The following is a 17,251-nucleotide window of genomic DNA, read 5'->3' as shown; positions in this document are numbered from 1 at the left end:
TCCTCCCCTATACCCTGACTATGAGCGACATGATGCGCTCCTGGGTGGCCTCTTCCGCCGGCAGTTCACCGACGAGGGCGCCCTCGTTCATGACGTAGATGCGGTCGCACATTCCGAGCATTTCCGGCATCTCGGACGAGATCATGATGACCCCTTTGCCCTCTGCGGAAAGCTCGTTGATGAGGTTGTAGATCTCGAACTTCGCCCCGACATCGATGCCCCGCGTCGGCTCGTCGAGGATCAGCACGTCCGGTCCGGCGAAGAGCCATTTCGACAGGACGACCTTCTGCTGGTTGCCGCCCGACAGGTTGCCTACCTTCTGGAACACGGACGGCGTGCGGATATTCATCGCCTCGCGGTATTTCTCCGCGACCTGGGTCTCGCGTGCTTCGCTGATGACACCGCGGCCCGATACGGCGGGCAGGTTGGCCAGCGTGATGTTGCGCTCGATGGTCTCGTCCAGAATGAGGCCGAGGGTCTTCCGGTCTTCCGTCACATAGGCAAGTCCGGCCTTGATGGCCCTGTCGACGCTGGAGACATCGATAGGCTTGCCGCGCATCAGGACCTCGCCTGAAATGTTGCGGCCGTAGCTGCGGCCGAAAATGCTCATGGCGAGTTCCGTCCGCCCGGAGCCCATCAGTCCGGCGATCCCGACCACCTCGCCGGCGCGCACGGTCAGGTTCGCGTTGCGGATGACCTGGCGGTCGGAATGTTCCGGATGCCAGACGTTCCAGTCGCGCACGTCCATCAGCGGCTCGCCGGCCCGCCGTTGCCGTGCGGGATAGCGGTGGGCCATGTCACGCCCGACCATGTCGCGCACGATCCGGTCCTCGGTAATGTCCTCGGTGCGCGCATCCATGGTGGAAATTGTCGCCCCGTCGCGGATCACTGTGACCCGGTCGGCGATACGGCGGACTTCGTTCAGCTTGTGGCTGATGATGATCGAGGTGACGCCATGCTCTTTAAGTTCCAGAAGCAAGTCGAGCAGCGTCTGGCTGTCGCTTTCCGATAGCGCCGCGGTCGGCTCGTCCAGGATCAACAGGCGCACGTCCTTCGACAGGGCCTTGGCGATCTCGACCAGCTGCTGCTTGCCGACGCCGAGGCTGTCCACCAGCGTGGAGGGGGCTTCCGCCAGCCCGACCTTCCTCAACAGGCCCTCGGTCCGCTGGAAAGTCTCGCGCCAGTCGACGACGCCGTGGCGCGCGCACTCGTTGCCCAGGAACAGGTTCTCGGCAATCGACAGCAGCGGCACGAGCGCCAGTTCCTGGTGAATGATGATGATACCGACGGCTTCGCTGTCCTTGATCCCGCCAAAGGCGGCCACATGGCCGTCATAATGAATTTCGCCGTCGTAGCTGCCGGCCGGATAGACGCCGGAGAGAACCTTCATCAGCGTGGACTTGCCCGCGCCGTTCTCGCCGACCAGCGCATGGATCTCGCCCTCGGCGACGGACAGGTTCACCGCATCGAGCGCCTTGACGCCCGGAAAGGTCTTGGTGATGGAGCGCATCTCCAGCAGGGGTGTCATCGCCTACCCTCAATATGCCTTGATAGCTCTGAATGTGCAGTCGGGATCATCCGCCCGCGTGAGACCACGCGGGCGGGAGTCTCGTGAAGCCGGAGGCTTACTTGATCTGATCCATCGTGTAGTAGCCGGAGCCGATCAGCACCTTTTCCCAATTCGATGCGTCGACCGAAACCGGTTCCAGCAGGTAGGAGGGAACGACCTTGACGCCGTTGTCATAGGTCTCGGTGTCGTTGATTTCCGGCTCGCCGCCCTGCAGGAGCGCATCGACCATGCCGACGGTGACGCGGGCCAGTTCGCGCGTATCCTTGAACACGGTGGAATACTGCTCGCCCGCGAGGATCGACTTGACCGAAGGAACTTCCGCATCCTGGCCGGTCACGATCGGCATCTTCAGGTCGCCCGACCCGTAGCCCACGCCCTTGAGGGAAGACAGGATACCGATGGACAGGCCGTCATAGGGCGACAGCACGCCATGGACCTGCTTGTCGGTGTAGTAGGCGGACAGAAGATTATCCATGCGCGACTGCGCGACCGCGCCGTCCCAGCGAAGGGTGCCGACCGTATCCATGCCCATCTGACCGGACACGATGTTGACCTTGCCGGCATCGATCAGCGGCTGCAGCACCGACATGGCGCCGTTGTAGAAGAAATAGGCGTTGTTGTCGTCCGGAGACCCGCCGAACAGTTCGACGTTATAGGGGCCGTCGCCGAAGCGTTCCTTCAGTCCGTTGACCAGCGAGGTCGCCTGCTGCACGCCCACCTTGAAGTTGTCGAAGGTGGCATAGTAGTCGACGTTGCCGCTGTCTCGGATCAGGCGATCATAGGCAATCACCTTGATGCCGGAGGCGGCCGCGTTTTCAAGCGCGTTCGAAAGCGTCGTCCCGTCGATGGCCGCGATCACAAGGACGTTGACGCCCTTGGTGATCATGTTTTCGATCTGCGCCAGCTGGTTCGGAATATCGTCTTCTGCATATTGCAGGTCGGTTTCATAACCGGCCTTGGTGAACTGCTCCACCATGGAATTGCCGTCGGAAATCCAGCGGGCCGACGATTTGGTCGGCATCGCGATACCGACAGTGCCCTTGTCCTGGGCGAAGGCCGGAGCGGCCAGCAGCCCGGCGCCAACCGCGGCCGAAGCCAGCAGCGAAATCAGCTTTCTCATGAAGTCCTCCCGAATTTTTTGACGCGCGCAACCTGTATATGTCTCTCCCGACAGGCAGCGCTTGCGCCGGATCTCGTTGATCCTGCGCCGACTTAAAGGCCTCGCCTCATGCATTGCAAATGCCTAGATTGACAATCTGCATACCAAAACTGATAACTGAAACATGCTAGCCTGCATTTCTCACGCTCCCTTTGCCCTGCGCCGGTTCAAACTTTCGACAGGGCAGGAGGATGGCGCAGGTCGATGTGGGTCATCGGGCAAGCCATTGGACGCACACTGTCGAAAGTTTCAACCGGCCCGAAGGGTCGCGTTTTGGCGGCCGCCTGCAGGCGAAAGTCGCTTGAGCATAGCGCCAGCTATGCACTGCGCACCTTTCACCCGCATTCGGCAAGCCAAAATGCGACGCAGGGCATAGGGAGTGTGAGAAATGCTGGCTAATCTAGCCAACAGGTTGCAAATCAAGGATCTCCGGTTGATTCAGGCGATCCACGAGACCGGCCAGCTCGCCCTGGCCGCGGAACGGCTGTCCATGACCCAGCCGGCCGCCTCGCGCATGCTGGCAAGCATCGAGCGCCTGATCGACGCCCGGATTTTCGTACGGCATCCGAAAGGCATGACACCGACGCCCGTCGGGGAGACCCTGGCGCGCAATGCCATGGGCCTCATCAACGGACTGGATCAGACATTGCTGGAAGCCCATGCGGTGGGATTGGGGCGTGCGGGCACGGCCCGTGTCGGATCGGTCACCGGGGGCGCCGTGGCCTTCGTCGTCCCCGCTGTCCAGGAGCTGAAGAAGACCGCCTCCGGCGCGGACATTCACGTGGACGTGGCGCCGAGCGATGTCCTGATCGACGGCCTGCTAAAAGGCGAATACGACTTCGTGCTTTCGCGGATACCGGCAGGCACGGACGCAAGGCAGTTCGCGATCCGCCGCGGCCGGGTCGAAGTGATCCGGTTCCTCGTCCGCAAGGACCATCCGCTGGCAAGCCGACGTCAGGTCGGTCTGCGCGAGATGACTGGCTACGAGTGGGTCATCCAGGCCCCCCACACGCCCATGCGGCGCGCGGTCGAGGAGGCCTTCCTCGCCGACGACATTCCCCTGCCGGACGAAATCGTCAATACGACGTCGCTGCTGGTCATGATCGCGTACCTCGCCTCATCCGATGCGATCGCCCCGATTTCGCGCGAAGTGGCGGACCTGCTCGATACCGGCGCCGCAGCCGGAAATCTGACCGCGATCGATGTGTGCGAGCCGATCATCATCAATCCGTACTATCTGATCACGCGCAAGAACCAGATCATCAATCCGCTGGCGGCGCGCCTGCACGATCTCGTTCTCGACGCGCTGCAGGTCGACAAGGACACCGACCTGAATTAGAGCCTCGGAGGCGGCGTTCGGGGCAATCGACCATGCCAATCCCGCTGGCCCGTCCCGAAAGTGCCCGCCGTCAACGGTTTCGGGTCAGACTATTGCGATCAAGACCAAAGGCCTCTCAGGACGGCGCTTCGAATGTCTTCTTGAAAGCCGCGGTAAAACCCTTGAGCGACACCGGAACCCCATGGGCTGCACCGGCCCGGGTCTTGAAGACGATGGTCATCGCCTCGGCCTTCTTGAACATCTGCACCGCATCGTCGCTAAAGGAAGCACCTGCAAGGCAGAAATCGGGATAGCAGGTTTCGTATGTCGCACTGACGGCCACCTTGTCGCCAACCCGCAGTTCGACCGGACTGCTCAGGTTCACGGCCAACGGCAGCTGCACGACCACGCGCATCGCCTCCTTGCCCGGAAGCCGGCCAACGGCGATCTTCGCCAGAAGGCCGTTGTTCTCCTTCGCCTGGATGGCCTGCAGCATCTCGCAGAGCTTTGTCGACTTGTCGTCGAGAAGACGGCATTGAACCGTCCAGTCACCGAAGGTCGCAGTGGTCTGCGAGGGCGTATCCACGTCTTCCGCCGCGAACGGCTGGGCAAGGGACAAAAACAAAAAGCAAACCGCCGCCGCGGTTGCCGAAAACACCTTGGAAAGAGAATGAAACATCTGTTGCCTCCTGATCGGCTCACAGGCACTGGAAAATATCGATCGGCCTCCCCCTGGCACCGGAGCTTTCCGCGCAAGGTCGCAATACGAGCGCCAAACCGCAAATGAAAGACTAATTTAACCTTAATCTTCCGGACCGAGAGCGGCGCCTGCCTGAAGCGTTCCGCCCCGCTCTGCGCAGAGCCCTAGTTTACCGCCGCGACGGCAAACGGCAGGGCGCTCATGTACATGTGCGGATAGGTTCCGTCGATGAAGGACGCACAGGCATAGGTCCGGATGTGACCGGCATTGTCCAGCACCGGCCGGCAGCCGCCCAGCCGGTAAGTCCGGTCGACAGGATTGCCGTAGGGACGGATCCACGGGAACGGCGGGCGCAGGATCCAGTCACCCGGTGCCTGGATATTCGTGGTCTCGATATCGCCGATGCTGAAGCCGAAGAACGCGTTGAGCCGCTGCCCGACGTCCATCACGTCGGCCGGGGTCAGCGGCACGAAGAAGATCTGGCCCAGCGTATTGTCGTCGTCGAAGTCGATGATCCGGTCCTCGATCGACTGGATCAGCGCAGGCAGTGACTTGGCCGGAACGGGAACCCCGTCGAAGATCGCGCTGTTGCCGTCGATGATGGTCGGCCGCCCCGGCTCGAACAGCCCGCCATTGGCGAGGACGATGAAGTTGCCTCGGCCCGGAGCGTTGAACGCGGTGTCACCAAGCGTGTCGCCGACAAGCGCCAGGCGCGGGCCGGACAGATACATGGACGGCTGGCCTGTGAAGGTGTTGCCGCCGGTCGAGGCAATGTCGATGTCCAGTGCGGGTGCTGAATTGCCGTTGATCACGGAGAGCCCGGTCCCGGTCGTTCCGGTGAAGGCAGAGTTGGCGAAGGACAGCGTGTTGGCGGATCCGCCCTGACCGTTATTGGTCAGCAGGAAGCCGTTGGTTCCGCCGTTTCCATTGGTGTCGCTTACCGCAATCGTCGAGCCGGATAGGCTGTTGAAGAACACCGCGTTCTGGCTGCCGCTCACCTGGTCATTCTGGCCGATGGTCACATTGGTATCGACCAGACCGCCGGAAAAGTCGATGCCGTTGCCGTTCATGCCGTTGATCAGGGTGTTGCCGCTGATGTCGACGGTGGACGGATCGATCAGGTCGGCAAAGGTAACGCCATGGCCGTCCTGACCGGTGATTGCGCCATTGCCGGCGACCGTCACCGTACTGTCGGTGACCGGGCTGAGGAAAAGCACGCCGTCGCCGGTCTCGCCGAGGATCGTCGTGTTGCCGGTCACCGAGATCGTGCTGTCCGTCACGGCGCCGTCGATGGTAATGCCCTTGCCCGGGTCGGCGAAGAGGCCGTGACCGATGATGCTGCCATTGTCGGCGATGGTCAGCGTGGATCCGCCCTCGATATCGTCATTGGCATCGATGCCGTCGTCATCGCCTTCGATCCTCGTGTTGCCGGCGACGGTGACGTTGGAGTCGAGGATATACATGAACTCGATCGCATCGTCCCCGCCCCGGATCGTGCCGTTGCCGCCGAAGCTCGTGGCGGTTCCGTCGATGGCGACCGTTGCCGGGCCGATGTTCACGGTCGAATGGCGGATGCCGTAGTCGAAGTAGATCGCCTCGTAAGTGTCTCCGCGGATCTCGTCGTTGCCGGCGATGTTCACGGTCGAGTTGGTGACCGGCGCCCAGAAGGCGATGCCGCCGTCTCCGCCATTGATCGACGTGTTGCCGACGATGTTGACGGTCGAGCCGACACGAACCGGGGCATCGAAATCGAAACCGGACGAGCCGCCGGTGATCTCGGTGTTGTTGCCAACGGTGAAATCGGTGTTGTTCAGGATCCAGGTCTCGATGCCGGTCGTGCCGCCCGAGATGGTGCCGTTGCCGCCATAGGTCGTGGCGGTGCCGCCAACGTCGACGGTTGCCGGACCGATGTTCACCGCGGAATCCCGGACGGTGCGATAGAACCAGATACCGTCATCGATAGTTCCCTCGATCGAGGTGTTGCCTGCCACGTTGACGGTACTGTCGAGCACCACGCCGAGGAAATCGAGACCGGTCTCGCCACCGGTGATCGCGTCATTTCCGGCCACACTGAATTCGGAGCCGCCGGTCACCCGGGACGCCACCTGGACACCGTCCACGAGCGTACCTTCGATACCGGTGTTGTCGGCGATTGTGATAACGGAATTGTCGATATCGCCGATACCCTCGGGCGGTCCGAACAGGATGCCGTTGTAGCCTCCGGAGATGGTCTGGTTGCCGCTGACCAGAACACCGCTGTCGGAAATATCGCCGGCGAACTCGATCCCGTTGACGAAGCCGCCGATGGCGGGCAGAGGCGAAACGCCCGCATTGGTGTTGCCCGTAACGTTGAACTGCGTGCCGTTGACGAGCGCCGCATCCACATAAATACCGGAATACCCCTGACCGGAGATCCCCGTATTGCCCGCAATCGAAACCGTGGAGTTGTCGATGATCGCCGCACCGTCATAGGTGAACTCGATCCCCGAACTTGCGCCGGTGATGGACGCGTTCCCGGAAATCCCGACCATCCCGTCGGTAATGTTGTTGGAGAACTTGATGCCGTCTCCGATCGCGCCGGAAATGCCGGTGTTGTTCAGGATCGAAACCGTTCCGCCATCGAGTTCGCCGATCTGGATACCGTCATTCAGACCCAGGATGCGGTTTGCTTCCGCGGACGTTGCGCCGCCCACCGTGAAAGCACTGCCGCCGACGATATCCCCGCGAACGGCAATGCCGTCCTGGTTGCCGATGATGTCGGTGTTGCCGGCTATGGTCACCATCGAGGCGCCGCTGATGCCTTGCTCGAAGACGATGCCGTTCTGGAATTGGCCATCGATCAGCGTGTTATCGGTGACATTGACCTGTGCCCCGCCGGAAATCGGCTGTTCGAACTCGATGCCGTCGCCGTCCGCACCCAGGATCTGGCTGTTGTTGGCAATCGTGAACGTCCCGCCGGAGATGGCGTCGATATCCAAACCGTCCTGAGCGCCGGTGATGCTGTTGCCGTCGGCGGCACTGGCGCCGCCGATGAGAACGGTCGCATTGGTCAACGCGCCATTGAAAAGAATGCCGTCGAGATCAAGGGATTCAATCGTGTTGGCACGAACCGTAACCGATGCATCCGTTACGGTGCCCTCGAACGAGATACCCCGATCCGCACCGCTGATGTCTGCATTGTCCGCAATCAGGATTTGCGTGGAGGCTCCGGAGATGGACTGCGCGAAGCTGATCCCGTCGTCATCGATGCCACCGGTGTCGACCAGCGCGGCAATCTGGCTGTTGCCCTGAATGGTGACCCGGGTCCCGTTCGATATGGCGCCGTTGAAGAGAACAGCCGTCCTGTCGCTGGAAGCAACGCTGTTCAAGATCTGGATATCGGCTCCGTTCAGCGCATTGTTGAACCGGATCCCGCTTCCGGTGACGCCGCTCATCGTTACATTGTCGATGGTGAGATCGAGACCGGCCGTGACGGTATTGTCGACCAGAATGCCGGCTCCGCCCGCTGCCGTTCCGGTAATGGTACCGTTCTCGATGGTCACATTGTCCGCCGCACCCGTCAGCAGCACTGCAGGATCACCGCCGGTACCGGAATAGGAAAAACCGTTCAGGGTCACGCCGTCGGCGCTGATGGTGAAACCCGGGCTCGCGGGCACGACAACGGCATCATTGACGATGTTGATCGGGTTGCTGACGTCGTCAACGTTTTGCATCGTCAGACCATCGACGTCGAGGATCACGCCGCCAACCGTGTTGTAGGTTCCGCCCAGCACATTGACGGTCGCACCCGTTGCGGCAACATCCACCGCGTCGTTCAATTCCGCCCCGCCGGTCGAACCGAGCACGTTGACGGTCGTGGCAGTACCGGTAATGCCGCTCGGCGCCGTCAGATTGCCGTCGAGATTGACGATCGGCGCATCGATCAAGATCGAGCCGGTTGCGGTGACGCTGGCGCTGTTGGCGACATTGAATGTGGAGGCGCCGATTGCCATCGAACCGACATTGCTGGTGCCGGTTGCGGTCACAGAACCCGTGTTGGTGATGTCCACATCGCCGCTTGTGGAGTTGGTAAAGGTCACCGACGTCGCATCGACATTGAGATGGTCGGCGGCACCGATACCGGTCGCGCTCAGGATGGTCAGGTCGCCGACGGTGATGTCGGGATCGGCCGCGTTGGCGTCGATAATGCTGCCACCCGTCCGCAGTTCAAGCGCTCCGACCTTTGACGGGTCGAGCGTGATTGCGTCGGTGATGGTGATATCGCCCGAGCCGGAGTGGCCGATCTGCAGCACGCCCGGCGTCGTCACGGTGTCGAGTTCGGTGTCGGTCAGGCCCAGCGTATTGACCCCATCCGCCCCGCCGAGATCGATGGCGACGGTCGCGGTCGAAGACGGGTCGTCTTCGAGGATGACGCGGTTCACCGCCGAGATGGTGCTGCCCTGGCTGAGCACAATGTTGTTGCCGCGGATATCGATCTGGCCGTTATTCGCGTTGCTGCCGGAATCCGCGTCGATGATGTTGGCGTTGTTGGTGAATGTGCTGTCGCCGGCCCCGCCGTTGCTCTGCTGCGCGACCAGGAACATGTTGCGGCGCGAGGTATAGATGTCGTTGTTGACGGTGAGATCGCCGTTCGTCGTTTCCAGCTGAATCGCCAATAACGGGCTGAACCCGGTGGAAGCCGTGTTTCGCAGGCCGACGACGCCATCGACGGTACCAATAATCAGATCGCCGCCGTTAGAGGTCTCCAGGATCGCAATACCGCCGCCGGTCGTGTTGCGCGCAGCAACCGTATCGACTTCGGTTTCGAGAAGTTCATTGTTGGCGATCCCGTTGACCGACTGGATTGCAAGGTTGGAAACCTGGACATCGACGCCGGAATTGGTGTCGAGAATCTCGTCGCCGGTGATCAGCGACAGCGTGCTCGTGTTGGCCGGACTGATCGTACCGTTGAAGGTAATGCTGCCCGCATCGCTGCTGCCTATGCGCAGGATCCCCGCGGTGATCAGGTCGATTTCCGCATCGGTCAGGCTGAGACTGCCAACGACCTCGGTGCCGAGGCTGATGGTCCTGCCCACCGTACCCGGCGCAAGGGTGACGATGCCGGTACCCGCATTGACGGCGCCTGCAATGCTCATGCTGTCAGCCGACAGATCGATCGCGCCGTTGTCGGTGGCAATACCGCTTCCCGCGGCAATGGTCACGGCATCAGCGTTCGCAGCGAAGGACGTCAGCGCCGTCGTGCCTCCAATCAAACCGCCGACGGTGAGCGTGCCACCCGAATTCACCGTCAGGTCGTAAGCTCCGTCGACGGTGTTGTTGAAGGTCACGTCGCCGGCATCGGTGATCGTGGTATCGACGCCCAGCGTCACCGCATCGTTGAAGGTCAGCGTGTTGCCCGAAAGCGTGAACGCACCGCCTTCAAGAAGAGATGTCCCTGCTGCATCCGTGGTCACGCTGGTGAGCGCGGTTGTCCCGCCGACCACACCGCGGAAATTGGTCACGCCAGGCGCGTTGATGGTCAGATCGTAGGCCCCATCGAGCGCGTTGTGGAACCGGACATAGTCGTTCGAAGTCAGTGTCGTGTCCGCACCGAGAACGACATTGTTGAAATAGCCTTGCCCGAATTCCGTCGTGGTCACCGAGCCGCCGTTGAGGTTGGTCTGCCCACCGCTGGTGACCTGAAGGCCCTTGAACGACACCGCGTCATTGAAAGTGATCGGATTGAAAGCCCTGAGGATAATGTCGACGTCGCCGATCAGTGTCCCGTCGAAGGTGGTATTGCCGCGGAGCGCCCAGATCTGTCCGCCCCCGGAGACGGTGACGTCGTCGCCGAAATGCGCATCGCCCTGGATGTCGACCCCACTGGTGACGCCGGTGTTGAACGCGGTCGTGCCGCCGGCATCCGTGGTCAGGCCGCCGAGCCGGGTCGAAAGACCGATCGTGCCGTTGAAAGCCGTTGTCCCCAGAGTGTTGACGGTCAGAACCGACGAGCCGTCCAGCGTCGAATTGAAAGTGATATTGCCGCCGCCGGAACTCGCCAGAAGCGTGTCGGAGAAAAGCAGGGCCGGCCCGTTGAAAGTCTGTGTGCCGGTGCTGTTGTAGGCGCCCCCGAGAGCTGTGTTCCCAGTCACGGACAGGTCCCTGAAGGAATAGATCCCTCCGTCGTCCATATAGATAGTGCCGACGGACGAGTCGAGGCTCACCCCGGCGCCGGACTGGTTGCCGCTGCCGAACGTGATGTCGTCATATGCGGAGATATTCATCGTAAAGGCGGCGAGGTTCGCGGTCGGGTCCAGAGTCAGTCCGCCATCAAAATCCGTGTCGGCGGAACCGGCGCTCAGGGTTAGGGCACTGTTCGCACTAACTGTGGCGCCGCTCCCGACGATAACGTCGTCGCCTGCCAACAGGCTGAGGTTGCCGCCGGTCGACTGCACCGTTACGCCCGCATTTACCGTGATGTTTTCGGTATCGACGACCCCGGATTCCAATGCTGCCGCGGTCAGGCTGCCACCGTTGGCAACATTCGCCGCGAACGTTATCGGACCGCCCGCGGTAAGTAGCGTCGTGCCGGCATTGGAAGAGCTGGAAAGTCCGTCGACCGATGCAATGGTCAGCGCGCCGGTGTTGCCGAAGTCGACATCGCCGCTGGTGTTGGAGAACGCCAGATAGGACACCGCTGTATCAAGACTGATGCCGCTCCCGGCCCGCACAGCCAGGCTGTCGACGGTGACATCCGTCCCCGATGCATTGCCATCCACAACAGCACCGCCGGTCGTCAGCGACAGTGTGTTCACCTGGGCGGGTGCGATCGAACTCGCGATTGTGATGGACCCGGCGGAGCTGTCTCCAATGCTCAGGGTGTCGGCCTCAATACGATCAAGAACATCGTTGTTGATACTGAGGCTGCTGCCGCTGTTTCCGCCAAGTACTATTTTCCTGCCTGCGGTTTTGGACTTGATCGAAACCGTACCCGTGCCGGCGTTGATCAACGGATCGAACGTGGCGCTGCCGTTGACCTGAAGGGTGTCCGCCTGGATGCTGATCGCTCCGCCGGAGGAATCGATGTAGGCATCACTGGTCCGAAAGATGACCTTCGAGCCACGCGCGATCAGGCTCACATCGCCGCCGCTGGTGGTCAGCGGATCGCCGATGGACACGTCATTGGCGGCATCGAAGATCACGTGCCCGCCGCCGGTGTTGAACACCTGGCCGAAGTGAATGATGTCCGCGGAGGAAACCGGGCTCGCCGTCGCCGAGCTTCCCGCATACCACTCGTAATTCGTGCCCGTCGTTCCATTCGTCAGGAATCCGACCTGCACAGTATCGATGGTGTCGGCGGCATGGATGATGAAGGTCCCCATGGTTCCGGTATTGTTGTTGATGGTGACGTTTCCGCCGCCGCCGAATTCGACCTTTCCGGTGCCGGACGTTCCGTAGGTATCCGTATTGAGCTCGAAGGTGCCGCCGACGTTCAGAACCCCTTCGATGATGGCATCGTCGAGGTCGAACGCACCGGATGTACAGCCGGATGTGCTGGCGGTGGACACACAGACGTCGCCCGGATCGACCAGCATGTACCCTGTCCGGACGGTCCCGCCGATCACGCCCGTCCCTTTGGTCGACATTTCGACGAAGCCGTCGTCGCCGCCCCCAATATTGCCGCCGATGGTGTCGACCAGGCCGTGGAAATTGAGCGCGTCGTTGCCCCAGGCAATGACCGTGCCGCCATTGCCGCCCGTTGACGAGGCATCGATCGTGGCACCCGCCTCGATCAGCAGGCTATCAGCCGTCGGCATGAAACCGTTGCCTGCGGCCCCGGCCTTGTCACCGACCAGGACCGAATGGGAGCCACCGCCGTTATCCAGGTAGCCGATTGTGCTGTCATCGGCGAGCGAACCACCATGTTTAGCCCCGCCGATCAGGGCGGTCCCGCCGCCGTTGGTGCCCGAAACATCGATCTCAGCGCCCGATGCGATCTCCACGTCTTCGCCGGTGATATGAACCGTGCCACCGCGCGACGGCGGCAGGGGAATGTCCTCTCCCGTCTTGGGAAGATCCACCCGGGCCAGTACCTTGCCGGAAACCCGGACCTTGCCCACGCGCCCGCCGCCGAGCACGATCCTGCCGTTGCGCACGCCGACCGAATTGGCCTGGGCGATACCCGACATGTTGATCGACTGGTCGAGCACGCGCGACGCCTGGCTCGCGGTCATGACGATGGAGCCGCCGTCGGCGACGATCTCGCCCTTGTTGGAGACGAGCGCATCCGCGTCGGAGCCATCTTCCTTTTTCGGCGTCGCCCTGGTCGGGCTGGTCAGAGTGAAATTGATCAGACCGTCGCCGCGAAAATCGATCGAGTGGGTTTCCCCCGCGCCCAGGATGACCGTACCGAGATTTGCCTGAATGTAGCCGGAGTTTTCCACGCCCGGAGCGACCAGGGCGGCCAGCCCGGTATCGCGAACGGAGATCCGTCCGGCGTTGGTGACCATCGCATCCGGCACGCCGGGCTTGTCGAAGTCGAACCGCCCGTTCATGAAATTGTCGTTGGAGATATCGGCGCTGGAGGCGATCAGCCCACCCACGTCCAGAACCGAATTCGGGCCGAAATGAATACCATGACGGTTGACGATGGCCACGTTGCCGTTGGCAAACAGCGAACCGTCGAATTTCGTCGCCGAATTCGACAGCACCCGGTTCAGGGCCCAGGCCGAGGACCCCGGTTGATTGAAGCGCACGGTTTCAGAAGCGTTGGTGTCGAAGCTGTCCCATTCGATGACCAGCCGGTTGGAGGACTGGTCGATCGTGGTGGTGGTGCCGGATTGGGTGATGCTGCTCGACCCGGCGGTAACGCGGCCGCCGGCCGGACCGGCAAGAAGCGGCTGGATGCTTGTTATAAACGTGAAGCCAAAACAAAAGGCTCCGCGGAAGAGCCGGTTCACCGTTAAGCCACGCATTACTCAAACGCCTACTCGCGGGGCCAGACCGGCCACCAGGTTAATATATCGTTAACACTTCGTATCAGAATAGGAACGTTTTCGCTCGAAACTCAATGCCGGCAGTAACGTTTCGGTAACTAATTGGGCGCGTGGTTAATCTCCCCAGAAATCCCGGTTTTCCTTTTTCCCCGATTGTTCCAGAGGCCTTTCCAGCCTGGCGGCACCGTGTCCCGTGTCTGACGACCGAGCTTTCAACAGCGTTCCCGCGGCCCATTAAAGACGAAGAAATTCAAGTACTTAAGAAAAAATTAACCATGACACATTTATGGTTAACGCAATAATTACAGGGATCGAATGTTCGGAAATTCACCATAAGTGTGAAGGACTTAGGTCATCCAAAGTAATGCGAAAATAGTTTCAAGTTTTCGCATCATTCGTCCCGGCAAGGGTTGCAACGGCGTCGCTTGTTTCCTCGTGGCGCCCAGGGACGGAGTTCCTTTACGTGAAGAGCCTCAAGGGAAAGACTTTGAAGCCTTTGGCTGCGTTTGTGCTGGCGGCAGCCGCCGTTATGGCTCCCCTGTTCCTGTCAGACCATGCCCTCGCACAGGTCACCATTCCCGGACCGGCCCAGCCGGGGCGCGCCGAAGAATGGCTGCGCAATCTGCCGATCTCGCCCTATCGGATATCTCCTGGACCCATCGTCCGCGAAGGCGAAGGCGCGGGCCTGCCGGACGTCGATCTGAGCCTCACCATCAAAAAGGTGGTCATCGAGGGGTCGACGGTTTTCGATCAGGGTGATTTTCAGCCGATCTTTTCCAAATACACAGGCCGCGAGGTTCCGGTCGCCGTTATCTTCCAGATGGCAGCGGAAGCAACCGCCTTCTACCGCGGCAAGGGCTATATCCTGTCCCAGGTGATCGTTCCGCCGCAGGAGGTCGACGGCGGTGTCGTCCGGCTGCAGGTAGTCGAGGGCTATGTCGACAACGTCGTCGTCGAAGGCGAGGACGGCAGCCGGCGCGATCTCGTCCTGGCGATGACGTCGAAGATCACCCGGTCCCGCCCGCTGCATTCCGACGATCTGGAACGCTACCTGCTTCTGGCCGGCGATCTCGCGGGGCTCCAGGTACAAGGCTTTCTGTCTCCGTCTTCGTCGGCACCGGGGGCCGCGACCCTGACGGTCAAAACCACCTACGACCGCTTCGAAGCGGCCTTCCAGGTCGCCAACTACGGATCCGAGTACGTCGGCCCCTGGACAGGTTCCTTCGGCATTACCGAGAATTCTCTGCTCGGCCTGCATGAACGCATCGGCGTGCGATTCCAGACTGCCCCTTCCGTTGACGAACTGCTGTTCGGCGAGATCGTCGGCTCGGTTCCGATCGGGACGGAAGGCACGACCGTCTACGGCCGACTGTCCAACAGCGCCTCCGATCCCGGCAACGGCCTGCAGCAGTTCGGGGTCACCAACGACAGCCTATATGTGACCGTCGGCGCCCGCCATCCGCTGATCCGGTCGCGCCGTCAGAACCTGTTTATCGACGGCCGGTTCGACTGGGTCGACCTGATTTCCGATTCCACCACCTTCGGCGACATTTCCGACGACAAGCTGCGCGTCCTTCGCCTTACCGCGGATTACGATTTCGTGGATTCCTGGTTCGGCGCGCTGATGCCGGCGGTCACGACCATCTCCGGTCGCATCAGCATCGGGCTCGATGCCTTCGGCGCGACCAAGTCCGGCGATCCGCTTGCTTCGCGAACCGGCGCCGACGGCACCTTCACCACCCTCTGGGCCGATTTCCAGCGCCAGCAGCGGTTGCCGATGCGGGGCGTCAACCTGCTAGTCGCCGCGCGTGGCCAATATGCCTTCGAGGAACTGCTTTCCAGCGAGGAAGTCGGTTTCGGCGGGATGGACTTCCTGCGCGGCTACGACCCGAGCACGATCCTCGGTGACCGCGGCATCGCCGGCAAGGCGGAGCTGCAGTACACCCGTCCCGTGGACTTCGGCCAGTATCTTCAGAGCTATCAGCTCTACGCCTTCCTGGATGCCGGGGTGATCGAAAACATCAACTTCGACGGCCTCGGCAACAACAAGACCAACGCGCTTTATTCCACCGGTGGCGGTATCCGCCTTGCCTCTGCTAACAGCCTGGAATTCGACCTCGGGCTGGCCGCGCTCCTCAACGACAACCGGAATAACGTGAAGAACCTCGGTACGGACAATCTGCGCCTCCTGTTCAAGGTGACCGGCCGGTTCTGATCAGTTTCCTTTGCAATCCCGGCAAAAGAAAACCGGCGGCTTCCATGGAAGCCGCCGGTCGTGTTTCACGTCATTGAAAAGCGTAAAGCTTACTTCATTTCGGTGATGGTCTCAAAACCGTCGCCTGCGACCTTGAACAGGGCGTAGGTGCCCGAAACGTCGCCGTTATCGTCGAAGTTTTCGTCGCCTGCGGCACCCTTGTAGTCGATGGCCGTACCGGCCGCGATCAGCTCCTTGGCCTTCTTCCACTCGCCCGGCATGATCGGCTCGCCTTCGCCGTTGGAGATTTCGCGAAGAGCCGCCGAAACGCCGGCCTTGTCGCCACCAGCCTTTTCCACGGCCAGGGCCAGAAGGAAGGCCGCGTCGTAGGACGTGGTCACGAAGATGGCGCTCGGATCACCGCCGGAGGCCTTGAAGGCGTCGTTGAACATGTCGAGAGACTTGGACTTCTCGCCCACCGGCGCAGACGCCATGAACGTGGACAGGTTTTCCGCACCCAGTTCCTTGATCGGAGCATCCGACTTCATGCCGTCACCGCCGACGAACTTCTCGAAGAAGCCGTTTTCGAGCGCCTGGCGCAGGATGGTCAGGCCGGTGCCGTCACCGTAGTCGAAGATGACCAGCGTATCCGCGCCGCCCTTGGCCAGTTCGGCCAGGTCGGACCGGTAGGATGCCTTGCCGTCTTCATGGGCTGCATAGCCGGCGATCTCGCCACCTTCAGCCTCGAACACGGCCTTGAACGCATTGGCAAGACCGGTGCCGTAGTCGTTGTTGATGTAGGAAACGGCAACCTTGTTGTAGCCCATGCTCTTCAGGGTACGCGCCAGCGCGCGGCCCTGGTCGTCATCGGACGGCACGGTGCGGAAAACGGTGTCGTTGTCCTTCAGGCCGGTGATTTCCGGAGACGTGCCGGACGGCGTGATAATGGTGATGCCGGCGGGAATAGTGACCGAACCGGCGACTGCCATAACTGCGCCGGAGCAATGCGGACCGACGATGGCGACGACGCCTTCGATGTTTACGGCCTTGGTGGCCGCATCTGTACCGCCTTGCGGGTTACAGGCACTGTCGCCGACGACGCCGACGATTTTGTCGCCACTCAGGATGCCGCCCTGCTCGTTGACCTGCTGGAACGCGAGCTGGGCTGCGTCGATCATGGCCGGGGCCATGGCTGCAATCGGGCCGGAAACGCCGCCGATGACGCCGATCTTGACGTCGGCTGCCTTGGCCGGTGCGCTGGCCAGGGCGGTGGCTGCGAGCAGACCGCCGGCAATTGCGAGAACTTTGGACTTCATGGGTACTACCTCCACTTGT

At 61.5% G+C, this 17,251-nt stretch carries 7 protein-coding genes; 2 read left to right on the top strand and 5 right to left on the bottom strand.

All coding sequences use genetic code 11. The features are described from left to right. Positions 1-7: 7 nt before the first annotated feature. Positions 8-1,528, bottom strand: a complete 1,521-nt coding sequence (mmsA, locus tag ACN0SO_RS18990; protein ID WP_417680301.1) for a multiple monosaccharide ABC transporter ATP-binding protein — start codon at positions 1,526-1,528, stop codon at positions 8-10. A gap of 97 nt (positions 1,529-1,625) precedes the next feature. Continuing rightward, positions 1,626-2,690, bottom strand: coding sequence for a multiple monosaccharide ABC transporter substrate-binding protein (gene chvE, locus ACN0SO_RS18985; RefSeq protein WP_417680300.1), 1,065 nt, complete (start codon positions 2,688-2,690; stop codon positions 1,626-1,628). A gap of 427 nt (positions 2,691-3,117) precedes the next feature. Here chvE and ACN0SO_RS18980 point away from each other — a divergent pair, with 427 nt between their 5' ends. Beyond that, positions 3,118-4,068, top strand: a complete 951-nt coding sequence (locus ACN0SO_RS18980) for a LysR family transcriptional regulator (RefSeq protein ID WP_417680299.1) — start codon at positions 3,118-3,120, stop codon at positions 4,066-4,068. A 115-nt stretch (positions 4,069-4,183) separates the two neighbouring features. On the opposite strand, the gene ACN0SO_RS18975 is transcribed toward ACN0SO_RS18980, so the two are convergent. Continuing rightward, the gene (locus ACN0SO_RS18975; protein ID WP_417680298.1) at positions 4,184-4,726 is read right to left on the bottom strand and encodes an invasion associated locus B family protein; all 543 of its coding nucleotides are present in this window, start codon (positions 4,724-4,726) and stop codon (positions 4,184-4,186) included. A 185-nt stretch (positions 4,727-4,911) separates the two neighbouring features. After that, positions 4,912-13,701 (bottom strand): filamentous hemagglutinin N-terminal domain-containing protein, encoded by an 8,790-nt coding sequence (locus tag ACN0SO_RS18970; protein WP_417680297.1) that lies wholly within the window; start codon positions 13,699-13,701, stop codon positions 4,912-4,914. 484 nt (positions 13,702-14,185) lie between these two features. Here ACN0SO_RS18970 and ACN0SO_RS18965 point away from each other — a divergent pair, with 484 nt between their 5' ends. Beyond that, positions 14,186-15,937, top strand: a complete 1,752-nt coding sequence (locus tag ACN0SO_RS18965; protein ID WP_417680296.1) for a ShlB/FhaC/HecB family hemolysin secretion/activation protein — start codon at positions 14,186-14,188, stop codon at positions 15,935-15,937. A gap of 89 nt (positions 15,938-16,026) precedes the next feature. Here ACN0SO_RS18965 and ACN0SO_RS18960 read toward each other — a convergent pair whose 3' ends face one another. Beyond that, positions 16,027-17,232 carry an ABC transporter substrate-binding protein gene (locus ACN0SO_RS18960; RefSeq protein ID WP_417680295.1) on the bottom strand — a complete coding sequence of 402 codons (1,206 nt, stop codon included), beginning with the start codon at positions 17,230-17,232 and terminating at the stop codon, positions 16,027-16,029. Positions 17,233-17,251: the final 19 nt, after the last annotated feature.

The organism is Roseibium sp., assembly GCF_048260565.1.
In the GTDB taxonomy this organism is placed as follows: Bacteria; Pseudomonadota; Alphaproteobacteria; order Rhizobiales; family Stappiaceae; genus Roseibium.
This window is presented reverse-complemented; position numbering and strand designations above follow the sequence as displayed.

Coding starts and splice junctions, on each gene's coding strand:
- mmsA (WP_417680301.1), bottom strand. CDS start 1,528: ATGACACCCCTGCTGGAGATGCGCTCCATCACCAAGACCTTTCCGGGC.
- chvE (WP_417680300.1), bottom strand. CDS start 2,690: ATGAGAAAGCTGATTTCGCTGCTGGCTTCGGCCGCGGTTGGCGCCGGG.
- ACN0SO_RS18980 (WP_417680299.1), top strand. CDS start 3,118: ATGCTGGCTAATCTAGCCAACAGGTTGCAAATCAAGGATCTCCGGTTG.
- ACN0SO_RS18975 (WP_417680298.1), bottom strand. CDS start 4,726: ATGTTTCATTCTCTTTCCAAGGTGTTTTCGGCAACCGCGGCGGCGGTT.
- ACN0SO_RS18970 (WP_417680297.1), bottom strand. CDS start 13,701: ATGCGTGGCTTAACGGTGAACCGGCTCTTCCGCGGAGCCTTTTGTTTT.
- ACN0SO_RS18960 (WP_417680295.1), bottom strand. CDS start 17,232: ATGAAGTCCAAAGTTCTCGCAATTGCCGGCGGTCTGCTCGCAGCCACC.